The sequence below is a fragment of the Leucobacter sp. gxy201 genome, assembly GCF_051043335.1.
Lineage (GTDB): Bacteria > Actinomycetota > Actinomycetes > Actinomycetales > Microbacteriaceae > Leucobacter.
Map to the genome: position 1 here is coordinate 222,533 of NZ_JAMXWS010000004.1, position 26,403 is coordinate 248,935.

The following is a 26,403-nucleotide window of genomic DNA, read 5'->3' on the forward strand; positions in this document are numbered from 1 at the left end:
CGTCCCTGCGGACAGCCGGGGCGGGCGCGGGTCAGCGCGGGGCGACGGTGACCGGCTCGCCCGCGAACGACACCTCGACGCGGTCGCCCGCGGCGAACGCCGCCTCCGTGCCGTGCTGGGCCGCGAGGCTGACGCCGTCGTCGAACTGCACGACGGTGCGGCGGATCGCGCCGAGGAAGCCGCTCGAGACGACGGTCGCGATGAGCGCCCCGGAGGCCGACCCCGAGGCGGCGACGAGCCGCACGTGCTCGGGCCGCACGTAGGCGGTGACGGTCGATCCCTGGAGAGACCCCTGCGCGGCATCGCCCGCGATGACCGGCAGCGCTGCGCCGCGCACGATCACCCGATCGCCCGAGGCCTCGCCCTCGAGATGGTTCGAGAGGCCCACGAAGTCGGCGACGAAGGGCGTCGCCGGGCGGCGGTAGAGCTCCTCGGGGGTGCCGAGCTGCGCGATACGGCCGCTCTCCATGACGGCGACGCGGTCGGAGACGGCGAGCGCCTCCTCCTGATCGTGCGTGACGAACACGGTCGTGATGCCGAGCTCGGTCTGGATGGCGCGGATCTGGTCGCGCAGGCGCACGCGCACCTTCGCGTCGAGCGCGGAGAGCGGCTCGTCGAGCAGCAGGGCGCGCGGTCGGGTGACGAGGGCGCGGGCGAGGGCGACGCGCTGCTGCTGGCCGCCCGACAGTTCGTGCGGGAAGCGCTCGGAGAGGTGGCCGAGGCCCACGATCTCGAGCATCTCGGCGCTGCGCGAGGTGCGCTCGGCCTTCGGCACGCGCCGCATGCCGAGCCCGAACTCGACGTTGCGCGCGACCGTGAGGTGCGGGAACAGCGAGTACTGCTGGAAGACCATGCCGATGTCGCGGCGGTTCACGGGCACCTCGGTGACATCCGCATCGCCGATGAGCACGCGGCCGCTCGAGACGGTCTCGAGCCCCGCGATGCAGCGCAGCGCGGTCGTCTTGCCGCAGCCCGAGGGGCCGAGCAGGCAGATCAGCTCGCCGGGCGCGAGCGAGAGGTCGAGGTCGTGCAGCACGGTGGTCGCGCCGTAGGCCTTCGTGACGCCCTCGAGGCGGACCGATGAACCGGTGGCAGTGGAAACGGGTGACACGTCAGGACTCCTTGCGAGGGGTGAGCCGGCGCCCGCGCGAGCGCCGGCGCTTCGGGGCGCCTCCGGTGGCGCTCACCGCGAGCAGTACCAGGAACGCTCCGATGAGCGAGAGCAGAGAAACGATGACCGCGACGAACGGGTCGGATTTGGAGATCTGCAGCAGGGCGACCTGCAGCGTCGTCCGGTTGAGCAGCGACGAGACGGTGAACTCGCCGAGCACGATCGCGATGGTGAGCAGCGACGCCGCGAGCAGGCCGCGGCGCACGCCGGGAGCGATGACGCGCACGAGCACGGTGCCCCATCCGGCGCCGAGCGAGCGGGCCGCCTCGGCACGGGTGCGCGCGTCCATGCCCTGCAGGTCGGCGACGATCGCGCGGTACGCGAACGGCAGCACCAGCACGCCGTAGGCGAGGCTGAGCATCCAGATGCCCGAGCCGATCGTCTGGCCGATCGCCCGGTAGATCGGGGCGAAGCCGACGACGAGCACGATCGCGGGGATGGCGATCGGCAGCACGGTCAGCAGGTCGAGTGCGCGTTCGAGCTTCGGGAACCGCAGATGCACGAGCACGATCGTCGGGAAGAAGAGCAGCAGCACGATGACGAGCGAGAGGCCCGCCAGCACGAACGAGTTGCCGATGCCCTGGAAGAGGATGCGGTACTTGCGCGCGTTCTCGGGGTCGAAGAGCGCGAGCCAGTGCTCGGCGCCGTAGCCGCCCGCGACCTGGCGCAGCGTGAACTCGAGCATCGCGAGCAGCGGGATCACGAAGACCAGGCCGATGGCGCAGATCACCGTGGTGGCGACGGCCTTCGACGGCCGGCCGGGCACCCGCGCGCTCATCGCTGCCACCTCGCCGACCGTGCCATGAGACGCCCGTACACGAGCATCACGACGGTCATGACGATGATCATACCGAGCGCGAGCACGCCCGCCGTGCTGGCATCGCTGCCTCCGGTCTCGCCGATGAGCGCCGCACGGATCTGCAGCGGCACGATCTGCGAGCCCTGGCTGATGAGCGCTGCCGCGGTCGCGTACGACGAGAACGCGTTGGCGAAGAGCAGCAGCAGCGACCCGAGGAACGCAGGGGCGAGCACGGGCAGTCCGACGCGGCCCCAGTACGCCGTGCTCGAACCGCCGAGGGTCGCCACGGCCTCGGCCCAGCCCGGCTTCAGAGCGCTGACGGCCGGGAGGAAGGTGATGACCATGAGCGGGATCTGGAAGTAGAGGTAGGGCAGGATCAGGCCGGGGAGCTGGTAGAGCCAGACGCCGCCCGCGAAGATATCGATGCCGAGGCCGTCGCGCAGCGTCACGGTGATGATGCCCTGGATGCCGATCGTCGCGATGAACGCGAAGGCGAGCATGACGCCGCCGAACTGGGCGAGTACCGAGCTCGCGGAGTCGACGATGCGCCGGGTCGCGCCCGACTCGGGGAGCGCGGCGAGAGCCCAGCAGAGCACGGCGCCGACGACGGCGCCGATGACCGCGGTGAGGGCGCTCACCCAGACGCTGGCCGTGAACGCCTCGAGCGTGGCGGGCGTGAACAGCGCGGCGAGCCCGCTGAGCGTGAATCCGTCGTCGCCGACGAATCCGCTGCCGACGGCGAGCACCGTCGGCACGAGGAGGAAGAGCAGCACGTAGATCGCGAACGGCGCGAGCCCGAGTGCCGGGAGGAATCGCTTCATGGTCTGACCCTACGCGTCGAGGCGGCCGCGGGGGGCCGGGGCCGCCTCGACGAACGAAGAGGGCTACTTGATGACGGAGGCCCAGCGCTCCGAGAGCAGCGCGTTCGCGGCGTCGGTCTGCGCCTGGTCGGGCGAGATCCAATCCTCGGCCGAGGTACCGAAGGTCGCGGCCTCGATGAGCTTCTCATCGGCGGCGCCGGCCTCCTTCAGGGCGTCGACGCGCACGGGCACGGCGTTCGCTTCGAGGAAGAGGCTCTGCGCCTCGTCCGAGAAGATCCACTCCTGCCACAGGCGAGCGGCGGCCGGGTTCGGCGCATCCTTGTTGATCGCCTCGTTGTAGAACGACACGTATGCGGGGCCGGGGAGCACGGTCGTCTTCCAGCTCGGCTTGTCGGCAGCGGCCGCGACGTTGTTGAACGACCAGTCGAAGACGGCCGGAGTCTCGCCCGAGGCGATGGTCGCCGGGGTCGGGTCGAGGGTGAGGAAGTTGCCGGCCTGGTTCAGTTCGCCGACGAAGTCGACGCCCGGGCCGAAGTCGTCGACGCCGCCGCCGTTCAGCGCCGAGATCCAGCCGACGGCCGCGAACGCCGCGCCGGCCTGGGTCGGGTCGCCGTTCAGCGCGACCGCGCCGCGGTAATCGGCGCCGAGCAGCGCCTCGAGGTCGGCGGGCTCGGAGAGCTTGTCGGAGTCGTAGCCGAGCGACATGATTCCCGAATAGTTGTTGACCCAGAGACCCGTGGCCTCCTTGTTCTCGTCGGGGATGTCGGCCCAGGTCTCGACCTGGTACGGCGCGAACTTGTCGGTGTTCTCGAGGGCGACCGCGGTGCCGAGGTCGAACACGTCGGGTGCGGTGTCCTGGCCCGCGAGGTTCTCGGCTGCCTGGATCTCCTCGGCGCTCGATGCGTCGGGCGAGGCGGAGTTGACCGTGATGTCGTATTTCTCCTCGAATGCGGAGATGATCGCGCCGTAGTTCGCCCAGTCCTCGGGGAGAGCGATGACATTCAACTGGCCCTCGGCCTCCGCCGCCTCGACGAGCCCCTCGAGACCGCCGAAGTCGGCGGCGCTCGTGGCGGTCGAGGCGTCGATGCCGGAGTCGGCGGCGCCCGAATCGCCGCCGCCCGAGCAGGCGGCGAGGCCGCCGCCGACGAGCAGAGCAGTGGCCGCCAGAGCGGTCGAACGCAGAATCACACGTGCTTTCACAGTGCTTCCTCACTTCGGAGAATGGAGCGCGCCGGGAAGGCCCCGTGCGCGCCTGTCTATACTCCTTCAGCGTATGGGCAAAGCATGGATCGCGTGGATCGAATGGGTAACGCTTCGGTAAACCATGCACTCGTGATGCGTGAGCGTTGCGAGTCGACTGAGCCTCAGTCGCTCGAGAGCATCACGATCGAACTGGTCGACGGCGTCTCGGCGTTCGGGTCGAGGTAGATGTCGGGCTCGATGTAGATGACGGATGCCGCGGGCACGGCATCCCGGATGCGCCGCTCGGCGAGGTTGACGATCGCCGAGACCTCGTTCATCATCGTCGTCGGAGCGATATCGACCTTCGCGCCGACCATGAACTCGTCCGGGCCGAGGTAGAGGGTCTTCATGTGGATGATGCGGCCGATGTCCTTCGAGTCGAGCAGCGCGGCCTCGATCTTCGCGACATCCTCTTCGCTCGCGCCCTCGCCGACGAGCAAGCTCTTCACCTCGCCGCCGACGATGACGGCCACGCACACGAGCAGCACGCCGATCGCGATGGTGCCGATGGCGTCGAAGACGCTGTTGCCGGTGATGACGGTGAGCCCGACGCCGCAGAGCGCGAGCACGAGGCCGACGAGCGCCGCGAGGTCCTCGAGCAGCACGACGGGCAGCTCGGGCGCCTTCGACCGGCGGATGAACTGCACCCAGGTCGAGCTGCCCTTGTGCGGGCGGCTCTCCTTGATCGCGGTGCGCAGCGAGAAGCTCTCGAGCGCGATCGCGATGACGAGCACCGCGAGGGGCAGCCACCAGTTCTCGAGCTCGTGCGGGTTGCGCAGCTTGTCGACGCCCTCGGCGATCGAGAAGACGCCGCCGATCGAGAACAGCACGATCGCGACGACGAAGGCGTAGACGTAGCGCACGCGGCCGTAGCCGAAGGGGTGCGACTTGTCGGCCGCCTGCTTCGCGCGCCGGCCGCCGAGCAGCAGGAGCAGCTGATTGCACGAGTCGGCGACCGAGTGCACGGCCTCCGCGAGCATCGACGACGAACCGGAGAGCGCCCACGCGATGAACTTGGTGATCGCGATGCCCATGTTGGCGAGAAACGCCGCGATGATCGCTTTGCTGCCGCCAGATGCGCTCATGACTCCAGTGCCTCCTCGTCGGGGCGGGATCCGTGCCCCGCCGTCACTCGCCCATTCTACGCGGGAGCGCATGCCGGGGCCTGAGGCACGGCGGGCCCCTTCGCGTGCCGCAGGCCGGTGAATCTAGACTGGGGGCCATGAACGATCAGCCAGCGCAGGCCGCACCCGCTCTTCCCCGCACCGCGATGCTCGGCGTCGGCTCGATGGGCGGGGCGATCCTCGCCGGCCTCCGCGGCCCCGACGCGCGCATCGAGCTGCCGATCGCGGTGACCACGAAGTCGGCCGCCAGCGCGGCCGCGTTCGCCGACTCCGATGACGTGATCGCGATCGCCTCCGAGCACGACGCCGACGCCAACCGGTCGGCCGTGCGCGGCGCGAAGCTCGTCGTGCTCGGCGTGAAGCCGTGGATGATCGCCGACGTCGTGCGCGAGATCGCCGACGCGCTCGAACCCGGCGCGATCGTCGTGAGCGTCGCCGCGGGCGTGCCGTCGACCGCGATCGAGGAGCTCGTGCCCGCCGGCATCGAGGTCGTGCGGGCCATGCCGAACACCCCGTCGCACCTCGGCCTCGGCGTCACCGGCATCGCCGCGGGGACGACGGCGTCGAGCGCCGCCCTCGAAACCGTGCGGGCGCTCTTCGAGACCGTCGGCACGGTGCTCGTCGTGCGCGAGGAGCAGATCAACGACATCGCGGCCGTGTCGGGCTCGGGCCCGGCGTACCTCTTCTACTACGCCGAGCAGATGATGGCCGCGGCCCTGCGCCTCGGCTTCGACGCCGAGCAGGCGCGCGTGCTCGTCGAGGGCACCCTGCGGGGTTCGGCCGAACTGCTCGCCGTCAGCGACGAGGGCCCGGAGCAGCTGCGCCGCAACGTCACGAGCCCGAAGGGCACCACCGAGCGGGCCATCGCCGTGCTCGAGGAGGCCGGCTGGGGCGATCTCTTCGATCGCGCGCTCGCCGCCAATGTGCAGCGGGCCGAAGAGATCAGCCGCGGCGAGTAGCCCGGCGCGCCTCAGCCGATCGCGGCGAAGCGCTCGACGTCGGCCGCGGCGCCCGACACGATGATGAGGTCGTGCGGCGAGATGACCGTGTCCTGCGTCGCGTGCGTGAACGGTTCTCCCGGCGTCTTCACGCCGACGACGGTGACGCGGTAGCGGGTGCGCACGCCGCTCTCCTTGAGCGCCCGGCCGCGGATCGAGCGCGGCGGGTACATCTTCGCGATCACGTAGTTGTTGTCGAACTGGATGAAGTCGAGCATCGACCCCGAGAGCAGGTGCGCGACGCGCTCGCCGGCTTCGCGCTCGGGGTAGATGACGTGGTTCACGCCGATGCGCTCGAGGATCTTGCCGTGCGAGAGCGAGATCGCCTTCGCCCAGATCTGCGGCACCCCGAGGTCCACGAGGTTCGCGGCGATCAGCACGCTCGACTCGATCGAGGCGCCGGTGGCGACCACGGCGATCTGGAACTCGTCGGCGCCGATCTGCTTGAGGGCTTCGATCGAGCGCGCATCGGCCTGCACCGCGTGCGTGACCCGGTCGGCCCATTTCTGCACGAGCGCGGCGTCGGTGTCGACGACGAGCACTTCGCGATCCTGCCGGTCGAGCTGACCTGCGGTCGAAGCGCCGAAGCGTCCGAGCCCGATGACGATGACGGGGGCATCATTGCGAATATCAACCAACGATCGGCCTTTCCTCGGGGTGCTTGTACAGTCGGGTGCGGCTGGTCGCGGCGACGGCCGCCGCCATGGTCACCGTGCCGACCCGGCCGAGCCACATGGTGGCGATGAGCGTGTATTTGCCGGCGTCGGGCAGCTCGGCCGACAGGCCGGTCGAGAGCCCGCAGGTGCCGAAGGCGGAGATCACCTCGAACAGCGCGACGTCCAGCGAGACCTTCGTGAGCTGCATGATGATGGTGCTCGAGATGAGCACGATCGTCGCGCCCCAGATGAGCACCGAGATCGCGAGGCGCAGCACCTCGTTCGGGATGCTGCGACCGAACGCCTGCATCTCCTGGTAGCCGCGGGCCTCGGCGTAGGCGGCGAGGAAGAGCACGGCGATGGTGGTCACCTTGATGCCGCCCGCGGTCGACGCCGAGCCGCCGCCGACGAACATGAGCATGTCCATGACGAGCATGGTCGAGCTGTTCATGTCGAGCGGGTCGATGATGCCGAGGCCGCCCGACCGGGTCATCACCGACATGTAGCCGGAGCTGAACAGCGTCTGCCCGAGGTTCTGCGAGCCGAAGGTGTCAGGATTGTTGAACTCGAGCAGGGCGATGAGCAGCCAGCCGAAGACGACGAAGATGAGCGTCGTGGTGAGCGTGAGCTTCGCGTGCAGCCCGAGCCGCTTGTGCGCCCGCCAGCCGCCGCCCGTGATGTAGCGGTAGAGCGCGAAGATGACGGGGAAGCCGATGCTCCCCAGGAAAACGCCGACGGCGAGCACGCTGAGCAGGTAGAAGTCGGTCGCGTACGGGTCGAGGCCGCCCGGCAGCGGCACGAAGCCGGTGTTCGTGAACGCCGACGCCGCGAGGTAGAACCCGTCCCACAGCGAGCGCAGCAAGCTGTAGCCGTCGAGCATGAGGCGCGGTGCGATGAGGATGGTCAGCGCGGCCTCGATGACGAGCACGCTGATGGCCACCGAGCCGAGCAGGCCGCCGATATCGCCGAGGCCGACGGCCTGGCTCTCGGAAGCGCCCTTCGACATGCGCAGGGGGTTCGTGTCGCCGGCGGCGAGCAGGCGCTGTCTGAGGCCGAGGCGGCGGGTGACGGTGAGACCGAGGATGCTTGCGAGCGTGAGCACGCCGATGCCGCCGATCTGCAGGCCGGCGAGGATGACGAGCTCGCCGAAGAGCGACCAGTGCGCCGCCATGTCGACTGTCGAGAGGCCGGTCACGCAGATCGCAGAAACCGCCGTGAAGAGCGCGTCGGCCAGGGGGGTGACCTCGCCCGAACGGCTCGCGATCGGCAGCGAGAGCAGCGCAGTCCAGATGAGGATCAGGCCGGAGAAGATGAGGATGGCGAACCGCGGCGGCGAGGAGTGGACCAGCGCGTCGATCCACGACTTCGACGACCGGGTGAAGCCCCGGCCGCGCAAGGCGTGTGCCCTCACGACTCCTTCTTTCCTGCAGCGATGTCGGTCTCGCCCGCGGCGGACGAATAGGTGCAATCGTACATGCACGCGCGCGCGGGGCGCGCGGGCACGTGCGGCTCCGCAGGGATCACCGGTCGCACACGGTCTGGGAACGCGACCGGGACGGTTCGCGGAGCCTCGGGTAGCCTTGACCCATGCCAGATATTTTCGGAGTCATCGCCGACGCGACTCGGCGCGACATTCTGCAGGTGCTGCTCGAACGGCATGCGACGGGCGATGAGATCAGCGTCTCCGAGATCGTCGGCAAGCTCGAGATCAGCCAGCCGACGGTGTCGAAGCACCTCAAGGTGCTGCGCGAGGCAGAGCTCGTCACCGTGCGCGAGGAGGGCCAGCACCGGTTCTACTCGCTCGACCCCGAGCCGCTCGAGATGGTCGAGGACTTCGTCATCCCGTTCCTCTCGGCGGGCTTCGACACCGAGGTGACGGTGGAGTACCTCTCGGAGGACGGGGAGCGCGTGGTCGGCCCCGACACCGATGACGGATTCGACGACCTGGGCGAAGTGCTGCCCGAGGAGGCGGCCGCCGCGGCGGAGCGCATCGGCCGGGCCGCGGCCCGGGCCGAGTCGCGCGTCAAGGAGCTCGTCGCGCGTTTCAAGTTGAAGGACTGAAGAGCCGGTTCTCGCTTCCAGTTCGCGCTCCCAGCCTCGCACGAGTAATATATGTGACTTGTGGGCCGCGCGACGGCCGGCCTGAGAAACTTTGTGAGGTAACCGTGGGTTCAGTTATTAAGAAGCGCCGCAAGCGGATGTCGAAGAAGAAGCACCGCAAACTGCTGCGCAAGACGCGTCACCAGCGTCGCAACAAGAAGTAGGTCGCCGCACTCGAGCGCGCGACTGCGCGAGGCGTCGGGCCATCGGTCCGGCGCCTTTTCGCGTCTCGGCGCAGAGCCGGCGCGGCTCGGGCGCCGGTAGAATGGGCACCGTGAATTCCGTGCAGATCACTCTCATCGGCAAGCCCGGCTGCCATCTCTGCGACGATGCGCGAGCGGTCGTCGCGGCGTCTCGCGAGGCGCTGCACCGCAGGGGGATCGCCACCGGGCTCGACGAGCTCGACATCCTGCAGGACGAGGCGCTCGCCCGCCTGCACTCGGAGGACGTCCCGGTCGTGATGATCGGCGGCAGACGCCACGCGATCTGGCGCGTCGACCCGGTGAAGTTCGAGGCCGCTGTCGAGAAAGCCGCCGGGAAGGCCGCGAAGAAGCCGCGCCTGCCCTTCCTGCGCTGAGCCGCTCGTGCCGGCTGCGCAGTGATCCCTGACGGCCCGCCGCCTGGCAGAATGGGCAGTGCCGTTTCGAGAGAGGACCCGACATGACCCTGCGACACATCGTGAACTGGAAGCTCAGCGGCGACACCCGCGAGGCGCGCGATGCCCAGGCCCGCGAGATCGCGGATGCGCTGCTGCCCCTGCGCGAGACCGTGCCGAGCATTCGGGCCATCGACGTGCACCGCAACGAGCTCTTCGACGGCGACAACTACGATGTCACGCTGATCGCCGACTTCGACGACGCCGAGGGCCTGGCGGCCTATGCGACCCATCCCGACCACGTCGCCGCGGGCGCGATCATCAAGGGGCACGCGATCGGCCGCGTCGCGACCGACTTCACGATCTGAGCGGACGCCGGCCTCGAACGCGGGGCCCGCGCCTCAGATGCGGGCGATCTCCTGGCGGGGGCGCACCGCGATGTCGGTGATCTGCACGTCGGCGGGCGCATCGACGACGAAGCGCACGGTGCCCGCGATCGACGCCGGCCTGATGTACCGCGACGCCTCGTACGGCGCATCGCCCACGAGGCCGCGCAGCATCTCGGTGTCCGTCTGCCCGGGGGCGACGGTCACGACGCGCACGCGGTGCGGCTCTTCGTCGATGCGCAGCACATCGGCGACGGCCCGGAGCGCGTGCTTCGTTGCCGTGTAGATGGCGTTGCCGGGGGCGGGGCGGGTGCTCGCGCCCGAACCGAGGAACACCACGGTGCCCTGCGACGCGCGCAGCAAGGGCAGCGCCAGACGGGTGAGCACGGCCTGGGCCGTGACGTTGACGGCGAAGTGCTCGTGCCATTCCTCGGCCGGGGCCGTCGCGACGGGGTGCGCCCGCGAGATCGCGGCGGCGTTCACGAGCACGTCGAGGCGGTCGAGGCCGGCGACGAGGCCCGCGAGCGCGGCCTCGTCGGTGATGTCGAGCCGGTGGGCCTCGGCACCGGTCGTCTCGGCGATCTCGGCGAGCGCCGCGGCGTTGCGCCCGACGGCGACGACGCGGTGGGTGCGGGCGAGCTCGGCGACGATCTCGCGGCCCATGCCGCCGGTCGCGCCGGTGACGAGGGCGACGGGATGCGCTTCGGCGCCGGTGCGGGTGGGCTGCTCGGTCATGCTGATGCTCCTTCGGGCTCGTGCCTTCACGACCCTACAGGGATCGATGGGCCGCGAGGCGGAAGGGCTCCGGCGGCAGCGCCGCACCGGTCGCGGCGTCGGCGAGCACCCGCCCGATCGCGGGTGCGAACTTGAAGCCGTGCCCCGAGAACCCGGCGCCGATCGTGAGCGCGCCGACGGTGTCGAGCACGAAGCGCCCCGACGTAGTCGACGTGTAGGTGCAGCTCATCTCGACGGGCCGGTCGGCGTCGAGCCCGGGGAACCATTCGGCGACGTAGTCGCGCAGCCGGGCGCGCTGCTCGTCGCTCGCGCGGAACGCCCGATCGTCGGGGTCGACGACGGCGCCGACGCGGTGGAACCCGACCTTCACGCCCTCGCCGGGGCTCGGCATGCCGTAGACGTTGCCGCCGAACGCGTCGAGATCGTCGCTCGGCAGCAGGTGGTTGAACGACGGCCAGACGTGCTCCGGATCGCGCGGCGGGAAATGCGCGGGATGCTCCTCGGTCACGACGAGCTCGGGCAGATCGACGAGCCCGGCCAGCAGATCGGCGCTCCACGCCCCGGCGGCGACGACCGCCCGCTCGGCCTCGATGACGCGCACGCCGCCGTCGGCGGTCTCGGCCTCGACCCGCATCGAAGCGCCGGCGGTACCGGCATCCCGGACGTCGAGCGCGCGTACGCGCACGCCGTGCTCGATGACTGCGCCCCGGTCGCGGGCGGCCTGCGCGAACGCGTCGAGCGCGCGGGCGGCGAGCACGATGCCCGCCTGCCGGGTGAGCAGCACATCGCCCTCGAACGCCATGCCGCCGAACCGCTCGCGCGCGGCCGCGGGCGCGCACACCTCGACCTCGGCCCCGCGGGTGACGAGCGTCTCGCGGGCGGCTTCGACGAGGGCGGGGTCGCCGTGGGTGACGAGGCCGTGCAGCCGCAGCAGCTCGAGGCCCGTCTCTGCTTCGAGCTCGCGCCACAGGCCGAGCGCCTCGTCGTAGAGATCGAGGTAGAAGCCCTCGTCGTAGGCGTTGTTCATGTTGCGGGTCGAGCCGTGCGACGCGCCCAGATCGTGATGCTCGGCGAAGCGCTCGAGCAGGTGCACGCGCTCGCCGCGGCGGGCGAGCTGCCATGCGGTCGCGAGCCCGATGACGCCGCCGCCGATCACGAGGGTGCCGGTGGCGGTGGATGAGGTGGGTTCAGTGGGCATGCGCCGGCTCGTCTCTGTCGGTGGCGGGGTCGGGGTGGTTCGCGAGTGCGCGGTCGAGCATCGCGGCGACGGCGGCGTCGATCTCGCGCAGCACGGTCGACCCGACGCCGGGAATCGGCGCGATGATGGTGAAGCGGCGCAGCTCCTCGTGCAGGGGGCCGACCGAGTGCAGGCCGGCGACGGGCGCACCGTCGGCGCCGATGAGGGCGCTGTCGGCCGGGGTGATCTCGAGTGTCGGCGGCCGGTGCGCCCCGGCACCCGTCTGTGCGCCTGTCCACAGTCGCGCGTCGCCGTCATCGATGAGCGCCGCGAGCAGCGGGCTGTCGTGGCGGGCCGGATCGGGCAGGTCGAGGCGCGCATCGAAGACGCGGTCGATCGGCGTCGCCGAGCCGTCGAGCGCCACGACGCGTCTGCGCGTGCCCGACGGCCCGTCGACGTGTTCGATGCGCGCTCCCGGGCCCGAGAAGCGCACCACGCCGGCGCGATGCGCGGCGAGCAGCTGCTCTACGCGGAAGAGCGGCGGGCCGCTGCCGATGAGGCCGGCGACCCAGAGGAACCGATCGAGGCCCGCGACGCTCTCGCGGGTGACTCCGCCGAAGTCGGTGAGGGGGATGATCGCGGACCGCGCGGCCTGGAACACGTGCAGCCCGCGCTTCCAGGCGCTGCGCATGCCGAGCGCTGCCTCGGCGGCATCGCGGTCGAGGCGGTCGGCGATCTCGGCGTCGATCTCGGCGAGCGTCGCTCCCTCGAGCGGGGCGCCGGGCCGCCAGGGGTCGAAGCGCAGCGCCGGGTCGGGCACGAGGTCGCGCTCGAGGTCGCGCCAGCGATCGACGTCGGCCGAGGCCCCGGCCGCGCCATCGAACCCGTCGAACTCGTCGAGCAGCGCGCTCGGCGCCTCGCGGTAGGCCTCGGCGTGCAGCTCCGCGAGCGCCCGATGGTAGACGGCGGCCGCGTCGCGCTCGATGAGGGGCAGCACGTCGCGCCCGAAGTCGAGCGGGCGGGCGGCCCGCAGCCGGGGCATCGCGGCGCTGAGCGAAGCGAGGTCGGCGGCCGGCGGCACAGCGCCGAAGTCGGGCTTCGCGAGGAACGGCAGGGCGGTGCGCGAGCCGGCGATGAGCACGGGCTCCCGGCCGCTCGGCGCGTAGTCGAGCTCGCCCGCGCGGGAGGCGCCGGGCCGCGGCGCGTAGCGCCCGCCGCGCTCCTCGGTCACGAGGCCGAGCAGATCGGTGAAGCCCATGCCGACGCCGCGCACGGCGACGGTCTCGCCGGGCAGCAGGCGCTCGATGCGCTGATCGATGGGGTTCGCGGGCGGCACGTCGTGGCCGTCTCCGGCGTGGCGCGGCAGCCAGCCGAGGGCGAGCAGTACCGCATCGACCGTGATCCGGTCGGCGCCGAGCGACACCGCGAATCGGCCGTCGGCGGTGCGGGCGACGCGCGTGGCGCGGGCGCGATGCTCGATGAGGCGGGCGCCGGCGGGCAGCGACGCCGCGAATCCGGCGTACGCCCACCGCAGGTATGCACCGTAGAGCGCGCGCGACGGGAAGCTCCAGGGCCGCGTCGCGGCGGCGGCCTCGCGCTCCTCGGCGGAATCGGCCGCGATGCCGCCGTCAGCAACCCGGGTGCACCACTCGGCGAAGCTCGGGCCGGGCGAATCGTGCTCGAAGCCGAGCGTCGCGTCGCCGAAGACGGTGGACTGCGCGGGCACCGTGTTCATCACGAGCGATCGCGGCTGGCCGGCGCGCCAGATGCGGCCCGACCCGGCGGGGAACTCATCGATCACGTGCACATCGAACGCGAGCGGGTCCCTGACCGGATCGCCGCCGTTCAGCCGTGCCGCGATGCGCCCGAGCGCCGCAGTGCCGCGGACGCCGGCGCCGATGATCGCGATCGAGGGGGAGGTCACCCTACGGTTATCCCATGGGCTCGGCGGTGCCGCAAATTCGCGAGGATGCCAACGCTACGTTATGCGTAATATAAGTTCATATAGGTCAGCGCCCGCCGTTCGTGCGCGAAACTGTGAACAGTTCGGGCGAACGGGCTTCGCCCCCCTCTCAGTCCTTCAAGGAGATTCAGTCATGCCTTCACGCTTTCGCAAGGTTCTTGCGGTCGGAGCCGTCGCAGCGCTCTCGATCGGCCTCGCCTCGTGCTCGTCGAGCGGCGGCGACACCGCGGGCGACTCGGCCGATGCGCCCGTGAAGTTCGGCGTCGCCCTGCCCGACACCGGCAACTCGGCCCAGTACGGCGAGTACTTCCGCCAGGGCCTCGACCTCGCCGCCGAGCAGCTCAACGAGGCCGGCGGCGTCCAGGGCCACCCGGTCGAACTCGTCTACGAGGACACGCAGGCCGACCCGGCGCAGGCGCCGCAGGTCGCGCAGAAGTTCGTCGACGACGAATCGATCCTCGCCGTGCTCGGCGACTTCGGCACCCCGGCCACCTCGGCCGCGAGCCAGATCTACCAGGATGCGGGCCTCGTGCAGTTCGCGTTCTCGGCCTCCGGCCCGGACGTGACCGACCCGGGCGACTACATCTTCGCGACCTGGGTATCGCAGGAGTACGAGGCGCCCCGCCTCGCCGAGTTCGCCGCGCAGACCGGCGAGAAGGCCGCCGTCTTCTACCACGACACCGACTGGGGCCAGGAGACCTTCGGGTTCTTCCAGGAGGGCGAGAAGCAGTCGGGCCTCGACGAGGTCTACTCGACGGCCTACGACCCCGAGAGCACCGACTTCAGACCGCTGCTGCTCGCCGCGCAGAAGACCAACCCCGAGGTCATCGTGCTGATCTCGTATGCCGCCGACGGCGCGCTCATCACCAGCCAGGCGCGCGAGCTCGGCATCGAGACCCCCATCGTGGGCATCAGCTCGATCTACAACCAGCAGTTCATCGACCTCGCGGGCGACGCTGCCGAGGGTGTGCAGACGCTCAGCTACTTCACCCCCGACAACGACGACCCCGAGGTGCAGCAGTTCATCGCCGATTTCACAGCCGCCACGGGCGAAAAGGTGCCGAGCGACTACGCGATCCGCGCCTACGACGCGCTGCACGCCGTCGCCCAGGGCGCCGAGCGCGCGAAGAGCCTGACCCGCGCAGATCTGCGCGACGCACTCGACGACGGCGGCGACTTCACGTCGGTGCTGTACGGCAGCTACCAGCTCGACGACACCCGCCGCGTGAGCGACGCCGAGCAGTTCCCGCTCGTGATCAAGGACGGCGCCTTCACGCTCCAGTAGAACCGCCGTCGCCAGCCCGCACCCTCCGGAGAACCAGGAACCCCGTGGACATCCTTCTTGCCGGCCTCGTCGGGGGAAGCACCTACGCGCTCATCGCCGTAGGTGTTTCCCTCGTTTTCGGGGTCTCGAACATCATCAACTTCGCGCACGGCGCGGTCTTCGCCGTCGGCGCCATGATCTCGTGGTGGCTGATCGGCCCGCTCGGCCTGCCGATCGGCATCGTCGCCCCCGTCGTCGTGGTCTTCACCGGCCTGCTCGGCTGGGCGGTCTACCTCGTCGCGGTGCGCCCGCTGCGCAAGGCCCCGGGCATCGCGGTGCTACTCGCGACCTTCGCGGTCGGCGTCATCCTCGACAACCTCTCGCTGCGCATCTTCGGCGGGCAGACCCGCCGCCTCGAGAGCGCCTTCGCCCGCGACAACTTCGAGCTCCTCGGCTTCCGCTTCGGCACGCTCTCGCTCGTCATCATCGGCGTCAGCATCGCCTGCGTCGCGCTGCTCGTGTGGCTGCTCGGGTACACGAAGACGGGCCGCGCGATCCGTGCCACCTCGCAGGATCAGGAGGCCGCGCAGCAGATGGGCATCCCGGTCGAGCGCATCCAGGCGCTCTCGTTCGTGATCGCCTCGGCGCTCGGCGGCATCGCCGGTCTGCTCGTCGGCATGTACACGTCGAACGTGTCGCCCGGCATCGGCTTCCTCGCCGGGCTCCAGGGCTTCGCCGCCGCGACCATCGGCGGGCTCGGGTCGATCGCGGGCGCCATCGTCGGCGGACTCGTGCTCGGCATCGCCGAAGCGCTCGGGGTCTCGATCTGGGGCGACTCGGTGCGCCAGCTCATCACCTTCGGATCGCTGCTGCTGGTGCTGTGGATCAGGCCCGGCGGCCTGCTCGGCCGCGTGCCGACGATCGGCGCAGAGCCGATGACCGGCACCTTCTTCGGCGCCGGTCGACCGCTGCGCCTCCCGAAGTGGGCCGGTGCCGTCGCCGTGCTCCTGCTCGCCGCGCTGCCCTTCATCACGAGCGACTACTTCCTGCGCGCCGGCAGCCAGGTCTGGGTCTACGCACTCTTCGCGCTGTCGATCACGATCGCGGGCGGCTTCGCCGGGCAGATCGTACTCGGGCAGGCGGGCGCGCTCGCGATCGGGGCCTACACGTCCGCGATCCTCATCACGCGGCACGATTGGAACTTCTGGCTCGCCCTCCTCGCCGCGGGCCTCGCGGCCGGGCTCTTCCAGGTCATCCTCACGGCGCCGACCTGGCGTCTGCGCGGGCACTACGTCTCGATGGCGACGCTCGCGGCGGGCGCGGTGATCTCGGCGCTCGCGCTGAACCTGCCGCAGATCACGGAGGGATCGCGCGGCATCTCATCGATCCCGCGCCCGACCCTCTTCGGGCAGAGCCTCGGCTCGGCGTCGGCGATGTACTGGCTCACCCTCGCCATCCTCGTCGTCGCGATCGCCTTCGCCTCCCGCCTCGGCACGTCGCGGCTCGGCCGCATCTGGGCCGCAGTGCGCGAGGACGAGGTCGCGGCGGCCTCGGCCGGCCTCCACCCGGCGTCGTACAAGTCGCTCGCCTTCGGCCTCGGCTCCGTGCTCGCAGGCATCGCCGGGGCGCTCTACGCATCGCAGGTGACCTTCATCGAGCCGAAGCAGTTCGACGTCTCGCTCTCGGTGCTCGCCGTGACCATCGCCATCCTCGGCGGCCTGCGCGCCCCCGTCGGCGTCATCATCGGAGCGGCGATCCTCGTCGGCGTGCCCGAGCTCTTCCGCCCCCTCGCCGACTGGCGCCTGCTGCTCTACGGCGTGCTGCTGCTCGGCCTCATCATCCTGCGGCCCCAGGGTCTGTGGTCGCACGTCGGCTGGGTGCAGCGGCTGTGGTCGCGCCTCGGCGGCTCCGGTTCGGGCTCCGGAAGCACGGCGTCGGCGATCCCTGTCGAGCAGCCCGCCGAGACCGTCGACACCGCGAAGGAGGCGCGCGCATGAACGACGCACTGCTCACCGTGACCGGCATCACGAAGCGCTTCGGCGGCCTCACCGTCGTGAACGGCGTCGGCTTCGCCGTCGCTCCGGGCGAGGTGCTCTCGATCATCGGGCCGAACGGCTCGGGCAAGACGAGCACCCTGAACATCGTGAGCGGCGTGCTCGCCGCCGATGCGGGCGAGGTCGACCTCGCGGGCGTGAAGCTCACGGGCCGCCGGCCCCACCAGATCGCGCGCCTGGGGCTCACCCGCACCTTCCAGAACGGCCGCGTCATCGGCAACCTGACGGTGCAGGACAACGTGCTCGTCGGCCTCGACGGCCTCGGCCAGCGCCGGTCGAAGCTGCGCGAACTGCCGGGGCTCCGGTGGCTGCCGCTCCTCGGCGAGACCTTCGCCGCGCTCTTCGCGCGCCGTTCGGCCGCGGGAGCCGATGCCGCCGCCGATGCCCGGGTGACCCGCCAGCTCGAGCGCTTCGGCGAACGCCTGCTGCCGCGGCGCGGCCAGTACGCGTTCACGCTGTCGTACGCGAACCGCCGCCGCACCGAGATCGCCCGCGCACTCGTCGCCGAACCCCGCATCCTCGTGCTCGACGAACCGACCGCCGGCATGAACCAGACCGAGACGAGCGAGGTGCTCGAACAGCTCCTCGAGCTGAAGCGGCACGGCCAGACCATCCTGCTCGTCGAGCACAAGCTCGACCTCGTGATGACGCTCTCCGACCGCATCATCGTGCTCGACGAGGGCCGCATCATCGCCGAGGGCACCCCCGCAGAAGTGCGCAGCGACCCGCGCGTCATCGAGGCGTACCTCGGCACGACCTTCACGAAGGAGCACGCCGATGACTGAACTGAGATTCGAATCGGTGTCGGTATCGTACGGCCCGAGCCCCGCGCTCATCGATGTCGACCTCACCGTCGGCGCAGGCGAGATCGTGTCGCTGCTCGGCGGCAACGCCTCGGGCAAGTCGACCACGATGAAGACCATCCTGGGTCTCAAGCGCCCCGACTCGGGGCGGGTGCTCTGGGACGGCGACGACATCTCGCACTGGTCGACCGCCCGGCGCGTGAAGGCCGGCATCGCCTCGGTGCCCGAGGCGCGGCGCGTCTTCGGCGACATGACCGTCGAGGACAATCTGCTGAGCGGCGCCCACACGCGCCGCGACCGCGGTGTCAAGCAGACGCTCGCCGATGTGTACGAGTTCTTCCCGAAGCTGCTCGCGAGGCGCGGGCAGCGCGCCGGCAGCATGTCGGGCGGCGAACAGCAGATGCTCGCCTTCGGCCGCGCGCTCATGAGCCGCCCGCGGCTCATCTGCATGGACGAGCCCACCATGGGTCTCGCCCCCATCATCGTCGAGCAGGTGCTCGCACGCATCGCCGACCTCAACCGCGACCTCGGCGTCTCGGTGCTGATGGTCGAGCAGAACGCCGAGCTCGCGCTCTCGATCGCGACGCGCGGCTACGTGCTGCGCACCGGCGAGATCGTGCTCTCGGGCCCGGCCGCCGAGCTGTCGAGCAACCCCGCGATCCAAGAGGCCTACCTCGGCCGCGGGCTGCAGCAGGAATCGTCCGAGGAAGGAACACCAGCATGACCGTGCAGGACACCATCGGAGCCCTCGCAGGGCTCGACACCGCGGCGTCGGAGCGCATCCGCGGCCACCGCCCGGGCGTGACCGAGGCCGCGGAATCGAGCCTCCACGCGCTCTTCGACGTCGGGCCCGACGACGAGGCGCCGGGGCTCGCCCGCGCGACCCGGCTGCTCGCCGCGGCCCGCGCCGCGCACCTCGACGGGGCGCCGGGGCTCGCCGAGTTCTACGCCGAGCAGCTGGGGGAGGAGGAGCCCGTCGCCTCCGGCCCGGCGGCGTTCGACGCCGCGGGAGCCCGCGACCTCGTGCGCATCGGCGCCGACTCCGAGGCGGGCCGCGCGGCGCAGCGCAGCATCCGCGCGCTGCTGCGGCACGTCGACCTGCTCGTGCAGCGCCCGGCCGCCGCGACCGCCGACGACCTCGACTCGCTCGCGGCCGCAGGGTGGGGCGTCGTCGAGATCGTCGTGCTCTCGCAGGTGGTCTCGTTCACGACCTATCAGACCCGCGTCATCGCAGGGCTGCGCGTCCTCGAGGAGGTCGGGGCATGAGCCGGCATTTCACCATGGAGGAGCGCGCCTGGCACGCCTGGATCGAGGCCGCCGGCCCCGACACCGCGAGCGAGCGGCAGCGCGAGGCCTACGAGACGAGCGTGTGGCCGAACTCGCCGTACTTCCGCCTGCTCGCCTGGCACCCCGACTCGCTGTCGGCGCGCACGGAGCTCGACCGCGAGATCTTTATCGCCCGCCCGGGCCTGCCGCGCGGCGACCGCGAGCTCGCGGCCACCGTCGCGTCGCGCGTCAACGGATGCGAGCTGTGCGCGAGCGTGCACGCCCGCTTCACCGCGACGTTCTCGAAGGACGCGGAGACGGTGACCCGCCTGCTGCACGAGGGCCCCGAGGCCGAGCTCGAGGGCCGGGTGCGCGCGATCGTCGACGCGGCGGCCGCGCTGACGCGCAGTCCGAGCGCATTCGCCGCGCACCACGTGCGCGCACTGCGCGAGGTCGGGCTGAGCGACGCCGACATCTCGGACGTGATCCAGGCGACCGCGTTCTTCGCCTGGGCCAACCGCCTCATGCTCAGCCTCGGCGCGCCGCTGCCCCCGGGCAGCGAAGACGCCGCGGCGCTCGCCGACCAGCGGGCGAACGACGCGATCGCGGCCGGGGGGTGACCGCCGGCGTTCAGTCGGCGGGCGCCCCGGGCTCGGCTTTCGCACGGTAGACGCTCGGCGCGAAGCCGAGCTGAGCGCGGAAGTCGGTGGTGAAGTGCGCGTGGTCGGCGTAGCCGAGCTCGCTCGCGAGCGCGGCGATGGTGAGACCGGGGTCGTCGCGCAGACGTTCGGCACCCTCCTGCAGCCGACGCCTGCGGATCATCGAGTGCAGCGAGAGCCCGAAGTACCGCGCGGCGATGCGCTGCAGCGTGCGGAGCGAGGCGTGGAGGCGGTCGGGAAGCTGATCGGCGCGGCGGATCGCCGAGTCGGCGAGAGCGTCGGCCAGTCGGTTCGCGAGCCCCGCCTCGGCGTGCGCCTCCGGCACGGGAACCCGCGCGGCGATCCAATCCCCGAGCGCGGATGCGGCGGCCGTGCGCCGTGCGTCGTCGGGATCGGCGAAGCCGGAACCGCCGGTGACGCCCGCGGTCCCACCGACCGTCATGGCGCGGACGATCTCGGCCAGCAGCGCGGGCTCGCGGAGGGGCCGTTCGGCGTCGCGGATCCCGGTCGGATCGATCTGCAGCGCCGGTACCGCTGCCGGGCGCAGCAGCGCGCCGACGGCCCAGCCCGTGCCCGTGAGCACGCGTTCGGAGCGTCTCGTGGTCGGGCCCGAGACGATCACTGCATCGGGCGAGGCGACGAGGTTGCAGGCGGGAAAGGCGAGGAGCTCCTGACGCGATGCTTCGCCCTCGTCGAGGCGCCATTCCGGGATCCAGAACCACCGCACGGCGTGAGCGATCTCGGGGCCTGCGGGCAGGCGGTGGAACTCGGGCAGGCGATCCGGGTAGAGCACGCCGCGCCGGCTATCGTTCATCGGTTCCTCCGGTCGCGCCGTACGGTCAGGCCACCCGCCGGCTCGTCGATCTGGCGCGAATCTGCAAGCCTGCAGGTCGCAGCCGATCCTATGCTCTGAGCATGGATACGAACGAGACACGCGCCGCGAACGGCGCCCACACCACGAACGGCATGCCGCGCGGTTCGACGAGTCTGACCCCGTTCCTCGCGGTCGCCCGGGCCGGCGAGGCCGTCGAGTTCTACCGCGACGTCTTCGGCGCGCGCGTCGTCGATGTGACCGAGTTCGGCGGGGTCGTCGCCCACGCCGAACTCGACTTCGGCACCGGGCACCTGCAGCTCGGCGAGCCCATGCCCGAGTACCACCTGGTGCCGGCGCCGGAGGGCGACGACGACTGCTACTCGCTGGCGCTCTACACGCCCGACGTGGATGCCGTGGTCGAGCGCGCGGTCGCCGCAGGGGCGACGGTGCGCGAGCCTGCGGCGCACTTCGTGTCGGGAGACCGCTTCGCGAGCATCCGCGACCCCTTCGGCGTGCGCTGGTCGATCATGACGCGCGTGGAAGATCTGTCCGAAGAGGAGAGCGTCGCCCGCGTCCGGGAATGGTCACGGACCTTCCAGCCGTGATCCCTGGGCCGTCCGGCGGGGATTCCCCGCGACCGTAGTGGCGAATCGCGAGCGGATAATCGAAGCACGGTGAACCCGCTATCCGCTCGTACGGGGCCTATACGGCCCGCTCAGCCCTCGATCGCGGCGAGGTGCTTCGACGTCGGCTTGACGATATTTCCGGCGTACTCGTCGTCGTGCTTCGCGACCCACTTCACGACGTAGGGGCAGACCGGCACGATGTCGAAGCCGTCGGCGATCGAACGGTCGACGGCCTCGCGCACGAGCACCGACGCGAGGCCCTGGCCGCTATAGCTCGGGTCGACGAAGGTGTGGTACAGGATGCGGTGCGGCTTCTCCCCGAAGCCGGTGACCGCGTAGCTCTCCTCGCCGATCTCCTTCGCGGCCGTGCCCTCGGCTCCCGGGTGCTCGCCGCGGTCGAGCAGCACGAAGCGCGACTCCGACTCGCGGTGCTCGACGACGAAGCGCTCCTGCGCTGTTCGATCCTGCGCTGCCTGATCCTGGGTCATGGTGGCTCCCGCCTCTCGTGGATGTCGGTGCGCGCTGCGCTGTGGATCTCACCGGTCCGCCGGCACCGGTGCCGCTCTGCGAATCTATCGCACCGTCCTCCACCGCAACAGCGCGGCCCGCCCGATCATTCCGCGGCCCCTTGCACTCCGCTCGCCCGCACGAGCATCATGAAGGCATGGCAGATCACCACGAGCATCGCGCATCCCCGCAGCATGCCGAGCATCGCGACCCGCGCGCCTTCTGGGAGGATCGTTACTCCGGAGCGGAACCGGTCTGGTCGGGGCGCGTGAACCGCTCCCTGGCGGACATCGCGGGGGAGTGGGAGCCCGGCCGATCCCTGGACCTCGGCTGCGGGGAGGGCGGCGATGTGCTGTGGCTCGCGGAACAGGGGTGGTCCGCAGCCGGCATCGATCTTTCGGAGACGGCCATCGCACGGGCGCGCGAGGCCGCGCAGGTGCGGGGGATCGGCACCGCGAGATTCTTCGCAGCGGATCTCGGCGCGTGGGCCGATGGTACGGCCGCAGAGCAGGCGCACGGGCCGTTCGACCTGGTGACGGCCTCGTTCTTCCAGTCGCCGGTCGCCCTCGACCGAAGTCGGATACTGCGCGCGGCGACGACGCGTCTCCCGGTGGGCGGTCGCCTACTGGTCATCTCGCACGCCGCGGCCCCGGGCTGGGCGCCCGACCATCCGGGGGAGTTCCCGAGCCCCGAGAGCGAGCTCGCGATGCTCGCCCTCGGTGCGGAGTCGTGGGAGATCGAGCTCGCCGAGGTGCGGGTGCGCACCGCGATCGCGCCGAGCGGCGATCGGACGGAGCTGGAAGACACGGTGGTCGTCGTCCGCCGCAAGGCGTAACCGGGACCGGGGCGCCGCGTCGCGTTAGGGTGGAGCATCCGAGAAGGTAACCGGAACCGGCGAAGGAGCAGAGTATGGGAGTCGCGCGCGTGCGTGAGCAGCTGGCGGAGCAGGGCTGGTCGGGCGAGATCCTCGAATTCACCGAATCGAGCGCCACCGTCGAGCTGGCCGCCGAGAAGGTCGGCACCGCCCCCGCCCGCATCGCGAAGACGCTCGGCTTCTACGACCCCGAAGCGCCCGAACGGGCGGTGCTGGTGGTCGCCGCCGGCGATGCGCGGGTGAACGGCGGCATGTTCAAGCGCCGCTTCGGCGGGAAGCCGCGTATGCTGCGCGCCGACGACGTGCTCGAGCTCACGGGGCACCCCGTGGGCGGCGTCTGCCCCTTCGCGAACCCCACCGAGGCCCGCGTCTTCCTCGACGAGTCTCTGCGCCGCTTCGGCACCGTGTACCCGGCCGCCGGCACCGCCGCCTCGGCGGTGGAGATCTCCGTCGAAGCGTTCGCCGGGCTCAGCGGGGCCGAGGGCTGGGTCAGGGTCACGACGGGGTGGGGCGAAGAGCCCGGAGAGCCCCAAACGGCCGCGGCGTAGCCGGTGGCGGAGCAGGAAGCGATCGACCGTGGATATCCTCATCGTCGAAGACGACGACCGCGTCGCCGGAGCCCTCGCCGGCTTCCTCGAGAAGGCCGGGTACGCGACCGTGCGCGTCGCCGAGGGCGCTGCGGCGCTCGCGGCGCTGAACGCCGAGACTGAGGCCGTGCTGCTCGACCTCGGGCTGCCCGACATGGACGGCCTCGACGTGTGCCGGCGCATCCGCGGCGTCTCGAGCGTGCCGATCATCATCGCGACCGCTCGATCGCAGGTCGAGGAGCGCATCAAGGGGCTGCATGCGGGCGCCGACGACTTCGTGGTGAAGCCCTTCGACGTGCGCGAGCTCGTCGCGCGCCTCGAAGCGGTCACCCGTCGCGCGCGCACGCTCTCGAACGACGCCGTGCCGAGCCAGAGCCTCGATGCCGACGGCGTGCAGATCGACTTCGCGAGCCGCGTCGTCGTCGTCGACGGCGTCGAAGCGCCGCTCACGCCGAAGGAGTTCGACATCGTCGCCGTGCTCGCCCGCTACCCCGGCGTCGTGGTGCCGAGCGACCGCATCATCCGCGAGGTCTGGGGCACCGACTGGAGCGGCTTCAAACGTTCGCTCGAGGTGCACCTCGGGTCGATCCGCCGCAAGGTCGCGCGCGAGGGGTTCATCGCGAACGCGCGCGGCGTCGGCTACCGTCTGCAGCTCGGATAGCCGGGCAGCCATGCGCACGCGGCTCTTCGGAGTGTTCCTCGCCCCGCTCATCTGCATCCTCCTCGCGCTCGGCGGCGCCTACGCGTGGAGCGCGGGGCGCACGATCCAGCAGGAGTTCGCCACTCAGCAGCTGGGCGACCTCAGCTACTTCGCGACCGAGGCGCGGCAGGCGCTGCGCGCCGAGAACCCCACCGCGATCGAGGGCGAGCTCGCACGCTACAGCTCGCTCTACGGGGCGCAGGCCGTCGTCGTCGACCGCGCGGGGGCGCCGTGGGCGTCGGGCGCCGAGCAGGCGCCGGTCATCGACGACGCGGGCGGCGAGCAGCTCGCTCTCGCGCTCTCCGGCCGGCGCAGCGAAAGGCCGCCCGCCGTGTGGCCGTGGTCGCCGGCCGTCGCGCCGATGGCCGAGCCGATCTTCGACGACGGCGTCGTCATCGGCGCGGTGCTCATCTCGGCGAGCACCGACGCCGCGCGCACGCAGACCCTCACGCAGTGGGTGCTGCTGCTCGCCGCTTCGATCATCATCATCCTGCTGCTCGGGGTCGTCGTGTCGCGGCTCGCGAACTGGGTACTGCACCCGATGCTCCGCGTCGACCATGCGATGGCCGCGATCGAACAGGGCGATATGGAGGCCCGCATCGACGACGACACCGGGCCGCCCGAGATGCAGCGGATGATCCGCGTCTTCAACCAGATGGCCGACGAGATCGAACGCGTCGTCTCCCGGCAGCAGGAATTCGTCATGAACGCCTCGCACGAGCTGCGCAACCCGCTCGGCGCGCTCACGCTGCGCGTCGAATCGCTCGCGACCGGCCTCGACGCATCGTGGGCCGATGAGATCGAGGAGACGCGGGAAGAGGGGCGGCGCATGTCGCGGCTGCTCGACACTCTGCTTTTCATGGCGAAGGCGATGCAGAAGGATTCGCCGTTCGCCCCCGTCGACCTCGGCGGGCTCGCGCGCGATCGGGCGGATGCCTGGCGGGCCGTCGCCGAGCGGAAGGGCGTCGGCATTGGGGTGTCGGGCGATGCGGGGGTCTGGAGCGTCACCGATCGCACGGCAGTCGAGAGCGCGCTCGACGCGGTGCTCGACAATGCGGTGAAGTTCGCGCCCGCGGGCACGGCGATCGAGGTCGACGTACGGCAAGACGGGGCGAGCGCAGGCGGTGACAGTGGCGGCGAGTACGGCACGGGCTGCGCGATCTCGGTGCGCGACCACGGGCCCGGGCTCGACCCCGACGAGATCGAACGGGCGGCGGGCCGGTTCTGGCGCAGCCCGCGCGACCAGAACGTGCCCGGCTCGGGACTCGGGCTCGCGATCGCGACCGACCTGCTCGCGTCGCTCGGCGGGCACGTGCGGGTCGCCGCGGCCGATGGCGGTGGGCTCGAGGTCGAGCTGCGGCTGCCCGGTGGAGGGCTCTGATGCGCGGCGCTCCGGCGACCCCGGGCCAGGTGCGGCTCGGCGCGACGCGGCGACTGCGCAGGCGGGCGATGGCCGTGCTCTGCGGCATCGCGCTCGTGCTGCTGCCCGCGTGCGCGCCCGGGGGCGACGCGAGCGCCGCCCCCGTCGAGATCGCGGGCGGCGACCCCTCGGGGGTCTACTACAACTACGGTGCGCACCTCGCCAGCGCGGCGGAGCGCGAGCTCGGGCTGAACATCGCGGTCGCCGAGACCCGGGGATCGGTCGAGAACCTCCAGCGCGTCGGCTCGGGCGAGGCGGACTTCGGCTTCGCCCAGGGCGACACGACCGTCGACGCGGTCGTCGGGCAGGGCAGCTTCGGCATCGCGCTCCCGATCCGCTCCGTCGCCCGGGTCTACGACGAGTACGTGCACATCGTCGTGCCCGAGGAATCGGATATCGACTCGCTCGGCGACCTCGTCGGCCACCGAGTGTCGCTCGGCGCGGAGGGTTCGGGCGTGCAGGTCATCGCCGGCCGGGTGCTCGAGGCGGCGGGCGTCGATCCCTCTTCGCTCACGAACGCGGCGCTCGGGCTCGACGATTCGCTCGCCGCCATGGGCGACGGGAGCATCGAAGCGTTCTTCTGGGTGGGCGGCCTGCCGACGCCGGGCATCGAGCGCCTCAGGGAGACCGTGCCGCTCAGGCTCGTGCCGATCGGAGCGGATGTCGTCGAACAGGTGAACGAGGGCCACAAGGGCGTGTACCGCACTGCCGAGTTCCCCGTCGGCATCTATGCCACCGAAGGGTCGGTGATCACGATGACCGTGCCCAACTACCTCATCACGAACGCGAGCGCGCCCGATCCGCTGGTGCACGATGTGCTGCGGGTGCTCTTCGAATCCCGGGCGAGCATCGCGCAGCAGGTCACCTCCGCGGGGTTCCTCGACCGACGCCAGGCCATCTTCACCAGCCCGATCGAATTGCACCCCGGGGCGGCCGAGTTCTACGTCGCATCGCGTCGCTGAGAACCGGCCGGCGGAGATTCGTTGCCGTTCTGTGACCCTCAAGAATCGCTCAAGGCTTGAGTTCGGCCCATCGAGCATGCCTACACTCGGGAAGGACGGT

General features: G+C 71.1%; 29 protein-coding genes. 17 read left to right on the forward strand and 12 right to left on the reverse strand.

What is annotated here, in order from left to right; all coding sequences use genetic code 11:
- Positions 1 to 31: 31 nt before the first annotated feature.
- The 5 genes from NHL51_RS08375 to NHL51_RS08395 form a co-directional block, all read right to left on the reverse strand.
- On the reverse strand, positions 32 to 1,111 hold the full coding sequence (locus NHL51_RS08375; protein WP_434143033.1) for an ABC transporter ATP-binding protein: 1,080 nt from the start codon (positions 1,109 to 1,111) through the stop codon (positions 32 to 34).
- Between the two features lies 1 nt (position 1,112).
- Positions 1,113 to 1,949, reverse strand: a complete 837-nt coding sequence (locus NHL51_RS08380; protein ID WP_434143034.1) for an ABC transporter permease — start codon at positions 1,947 to 1,949, stop codon at positions 1,113 to 1,115.
- Positions 1,946 to 2,791: an ABC transporter permease gene (locus tag NHL51_RS08385; protein ID WP_434143035.1), complete on the reverse strand. Its 846-nt coding sequence runs from the start codon at positions 2,789 to 2,791 to the stop codon at positions 1,946 to 1,948. The genes NHL51_RS08380 and NHL51_RS08385 overlap by 4 nt, the downstream gene beginning before the upstream one ends.
- A 63-nt stretch (positions 2,792 to 2,854) precedes the next feature.
- Positions 2,855 to 3,991: an ABC transporter substrate-binding protein gene (locus NHL51_RS08390; protein WP_434143036.1), complete on the reverse strand. Its 1,137-nt coding sequence runs from the start codon at positions 3,989 to 3,991 to the stop codon at positions 2,855 to 2,857.
- Between the two features lie 164 nt (positions 3,992 to 4,155).
- The gene (locus tag NHL51_RS08395) at positions 4,156 to 5,118 is read right to left on the reverse strand and encodes a cation diffusion facilitator family transporter (protein WP_434143037.1); all 963 of its coding nucleotides are present in this window, start codon (positions 5,116 to 5,118) and stop codon (positions 4,156 to 4,158) included.
- Between the two features lie 137 nt (positions 5,119 to 5,255).
- Between NHL51_RS08395 and proC the strand changes: the two genes are divergently transcribed.
- Positions 5,256 to 6,116: a pyrroline-5-carboxylate reductase gene (proC, locus tag NHL51_RS08400; RefSeq protein WP_434143038.1), complete on the forward strand. Its 861-nt coding sequence runs from the start codon at positions 5,256 to 5,258 to the stop codon at positions 6,114 to 6,116.
- 11 nt (positions 6,117 to 6,127) lie between these two features.
- Here the strand turns inward: proC and NHL51_RS08405 are convergent, their stop codons facing one another.
- Both NHL51_RS08405 and NHL51_RS08410 read right to left on the reverse strand, forming a co-directional pair.
- Positions 6,128 to 6,793: a potassium channel family protein gene (locus NHL51_RS08405; RefSeq protein WP_434143039.1), complete on the reverse strand. Its 666-nt coding sequence runs from the start codon at positions 6,791 to 6,793 to the stop codon at positions 6,128 to 6,130.
- Entirely contained in the window at positions 6,786 to 8,159 is a 1,374-nt protein-coding gene (locus tag NHL51_RS08410; protein WP_434143205.1) for a TrkH family potassium uptake protein, read from the reverse strand. The genes NHL51_RS08405 and NHL51_RS08410 overlap by 8 nt, the downstream gene beginning before the upstream one ends.
- Positions 8,160 to 8,398: 239 nt before the next feature.
- On the opposite strand from NHL51_RS08410, the gene NHL51_RS08415 reads away from it, so the two are divergent.
- The 4 genes from NHL51_RS08415 to NHL51_RS08430 all read left to right on the forward strand — a co-directional run bounded on the left by NHL51_RS08415 (position 8,399) and on the right by NHL51_RS08430 (position 9,874).
- On the forward strand, positions 8,399 to 8,872 hold the full coding sequence (locus tag NHL51_RS08415) for an ArsR/SmtB family transcription factor (RefSeq protein WP_434143040.1): 474 nt from the start codon (positions 8,399 to 8,401) through the stop codon (positions 8,870 to 8,872).
- Between the two features lie 104 nt (positions 8,873 to 8,976).
- Positions 8,977 to 9,075 (forward strand): 30S ribosomal protein bS22, encoded by a 99-nt coding sequence (locus tag NHL51_RS08420; RefSeq protein WP_005504750.1) that lies wholly within the window; start codon positions 8,977 to 8,979, stop codon positions 9,073 to 9,075.
- Positions 9,076 to 9,185: 110 nt separating this feature from the next.
- Positions 9,186 to 9,488: a glutaredoxin family protein gene (locus NHL51_RS08425; RefSeq protein ID WP_434143041.1), complete on the forward strand. Its 303-nt coding sequence runs from the start codon at positions 9,186 to 9,188 to the stop codon at positions 9,486 to 9,488.
- An 83-nt stretch (positions 9,489 to 9,571) separates the two neighbouring features.
- A complete protein-coding gene (locus NHL51_RS08430) occupies positions 9,572 to 9,874 on the forward strand; it encodes a Dabb family protein (protein ID WP_434143042.1) in 303 nt (100 codons plus the stop codon).
- Between the two features lie 33 nt (positions 9,875 to 9,907).
- Here NHL51_RS08430 and NHL51_RS08435 read toward each other — a convergent pair whose 3' ends face one another.
- Genes NHL51_RS08435 through NHL51_RS08445 form a run of 3 tightly spaced genes read right to left on the reverse strand, consistent with a single transcriptional unit; the run spans position 9,908 to position 13,728 of the window.
- Positions 9,908 to 10,627: an SDR family oxidoreductase gene (locus tag NHL51_RS08435; protein ID WP_434143043.1), complete on the reverse strand. Its 720-nt coding sequence runs from the start codon at positions 10,625 to 10,627 to the stop codon at positions 9,908 to 9,910.
- A gap of 34 nt (positions 10,628 to 10,661) precedes the next feature.
- The gene (locus NHL51_RS08440; RefSeq protein WP_434143044.1) at positions 10,662 to 11,825 is read right to left on the reverse strand and encodes an FAD-dependent oxidoreductase; all 1,164 of its coding nucleotides are present in this window, start codon (positions 11,823 to 11,825) and stop codon (positions 10,662 to 10,664) included.
- Complete coding sequence (locus NHL51_RS08445) at positions 11,815 to 13,728, reverse strand: FAD/NAD(P)-binding protein (protein ID WP_434143045.1); 1,914 nt, start codon at positions 13,726 to 13,728, stop codon at positions 11,815 to 11,817. Before NHL51_RS08445 ends, NHL51_RS08440 begins: the two co-directional genes overlap by 11 nt.
- A gap of 172 nt (positions 13,729 to 13,900) precedes the next feature.
- Between NHL51_RS08445 and NHL51_RS08450 the strand changes: the two genes are divergently transcribed.
- From NHL51_RS08450 to NHL51_RS08475, 6 genes are read left to right on the forward strand one after another with little or no spacing between them, the layout of a single operon-like run.
- Positions 13,901 to 15,052 carry an ABC transporter substrate-binding protein gene (locus NHL51_RS08450; protein ID WP_434143046.1) on the forward strand — a complete coding sequence of 384 codons (1,152 nt, stop codon included), beginning with the start codon at positions 13,901 to 13,903 and terminating at the stop codon, positions 15,050 to 15,052.
- A gap of 44 nt (positions 15,053 to 15,096) precedes the next feature.
- Positions 15,097 to 17,028, forward strand: coding sequence for an ABC transporter permease (locus tag NHL51_RS08455; protein WP_434143047.1), 1,932 nt, complete (start codon positions 15,097 to 15,099; stop codon positions 17,026 to 17,028).
- Entirely contained in the window at positions 17,025 to 17,870 is an 846-nt protein-coding gene (locus NHL51_RS08460) for an ABC transporter ATP-binding protein (protein ID WP_434143048.1), read from the forward strand. The genes NHL51_RS08455 and NHL51_RS08460 overlap by 4 nt, the downstream gene beginning before the upstream one ends.
- On the forward strand, positions 17,863 to 18,612 hold the full coding sequence (locus NHL51_RS08465) for an ABC transporter ATP-binding protein (protein ID WP_434143049.1): 750 nt from the start codon (positions 17,863 to 17,865) through the stop codon (positions 18,610 to 18,612). Before NHL51_RS08460 ends, NHL51_RS08465 begins: the two co-directional genes overlap by 8 nt.
- Positions 18,609 to 19,154 carry a hypothetical protein gene (locus tag NHL51_RS08470; protein ID WP_434143050.1) on the forward strand — a complete coding sequence of 182 codons (546 nt, stop codon included), beginning with the start codon at positions 18,609 to 18,611 and terminating at the stop codon, positions 19,152 to 19,154. The genes NHL51_RS08465 and NHL51_RS08470 overlap by 4 nt, the downstream gene beginning before the upstream one ends.
- Positions 19,151 to 19,774, forward strand: a complete 624-nt coding sequence (locus tag NHL51_RS08475) for a peroxidase-related enzyme (RefSeq protein ID WP_434143051.1) — start codon at positions 19,151 to 19,153, stop codon at positions 19,772 to 19,774. The genes NHL51_RS08470 and NHL51_RS08475 overlap by 4 nt, the downstream gene beginning before the upstream one ends.
- 10 nt (positions 19,775 to 19,784) lie before the next feature.
- Here NHL51_RS08475 and NHL51_RS08480 read toward each other — a convergent pair whose 3' ends face one another.
- Positions 19,785 to 20,627, reverse strand: coding sequence for a helix-turn-helix domain-containing protein (locus NHL51_RS08480; protein ID WP_434143052.1), 843 nt, complete (start codon positions 20,625 to 20,627; stop codon positions 19,785 to 19,787).
- 101 nt (positions 20,628 to 20,728) lie between these two features.
- Here NHL51_RS08480 and NHL51_RS08485 point away from each other — a divergent pair, with 101 nt between their 5' ends.
- Positions 20,729 to 21,232, forward strand: coding sequence for a VOC family protein (locus tag NHL51_RS08485; RefSeq protein ID WP_434143053.1), 504 nt, complete (start codon positions 20,729 to 20,731; stop codon positions 21,230 to 21,232).
- A gap of 110 nt (positions 21,233 to 21,342) precedes the next feature.
- Here NHL51_RS08485 and NHL51_RS08490 read toward each other — a convergent pair whose 3' ends face one another.
- Positions 21,343 to 21,741 (reverse strand): GNAT family N-acetyltransferase, encoded by a 399-nt coding sequence (locus tag NHL51_RS08490; protein ID WP_434143054.1) that lies wholly within the window; start codon positions 21,739 to 21,741, stop codon positions 21,343 to 21,345.
- A 176-nt stretch (positions 21,742 to 21,917) separates the two neighbouring features.
- Between NHL51_RS08490 and NHL51_RS08495 the strand changes: the two genes are divergently transcribed.
- From NHL51_RS08495 to NHL51_RS08515, 5 genes are all read left to right on the forward strand, one after another.
- Positions 21,918 to 22,595 (forward strand): class I SAM-dependent methyltransferase, encoded by a 678-nt coding sequence (locus NHL51_RS08495; RefSeq protein ID WP_434143055.1) that lies wholly within the window; start codon positions 21,918 to 21,920, stop codon positions 22,593 to 22,595.
- Between the two features lie 74 nt (positions 22,596 to 22,669).
- Positions 22,670 to 23,182, forward strand: coding sequence for a YbaK/EbsC family protein (locus tag NHL51_RS08500; RefSeq protein WP_434143056.1), 513 nt, complete (start codon positions 22,670 to 22,672; stop codon positions 23,180 to 23,182).
- A gap of 28 nt (positions 23,183 to 23,210) precedes the next feature.
- Positions 23,211 to 23,882 (forward strand): response regulator transcription factor, encoded by a 672-nt coding sequence (locus NHL51_RS08505; protein WP_434143057.1) that lies wholly within the window; start codon positions 23,211 to 23,213, stop codon positions 23,880 to 23,882.
- Positions 23,883 to 23,892: 10 nt separating this feature from the next.
- Complete coding sequence (locus NHL51_RS08510; protein WP_434143058.1) at positions 23,893 to 25,302, forward strand: sensor histidine kinase; 1,410 nt, start codon at positions 23,893 to 23,895, stop codon at positions 25,300 to 25,302.
- Positions 25,302 to 26,303 (forward strand): TAXI family TRAP transporter solute-binding subunit, encoded by a 1,002-nt coding sequence (locus NHL51_RS08515; protein WP_434143059.1) that lies wholly within the window; start codon positions 25,302 to 25,304, stop codon positions 26,301 to 26,303. Before NHL51_RS08510 ends, NHL51_RS08515 begins: the two co-directional genes overlap by 1 nt.
- The last annotated feature ends 100 nt before the right edge of the window (positions 26,304 to 26,403 follow it).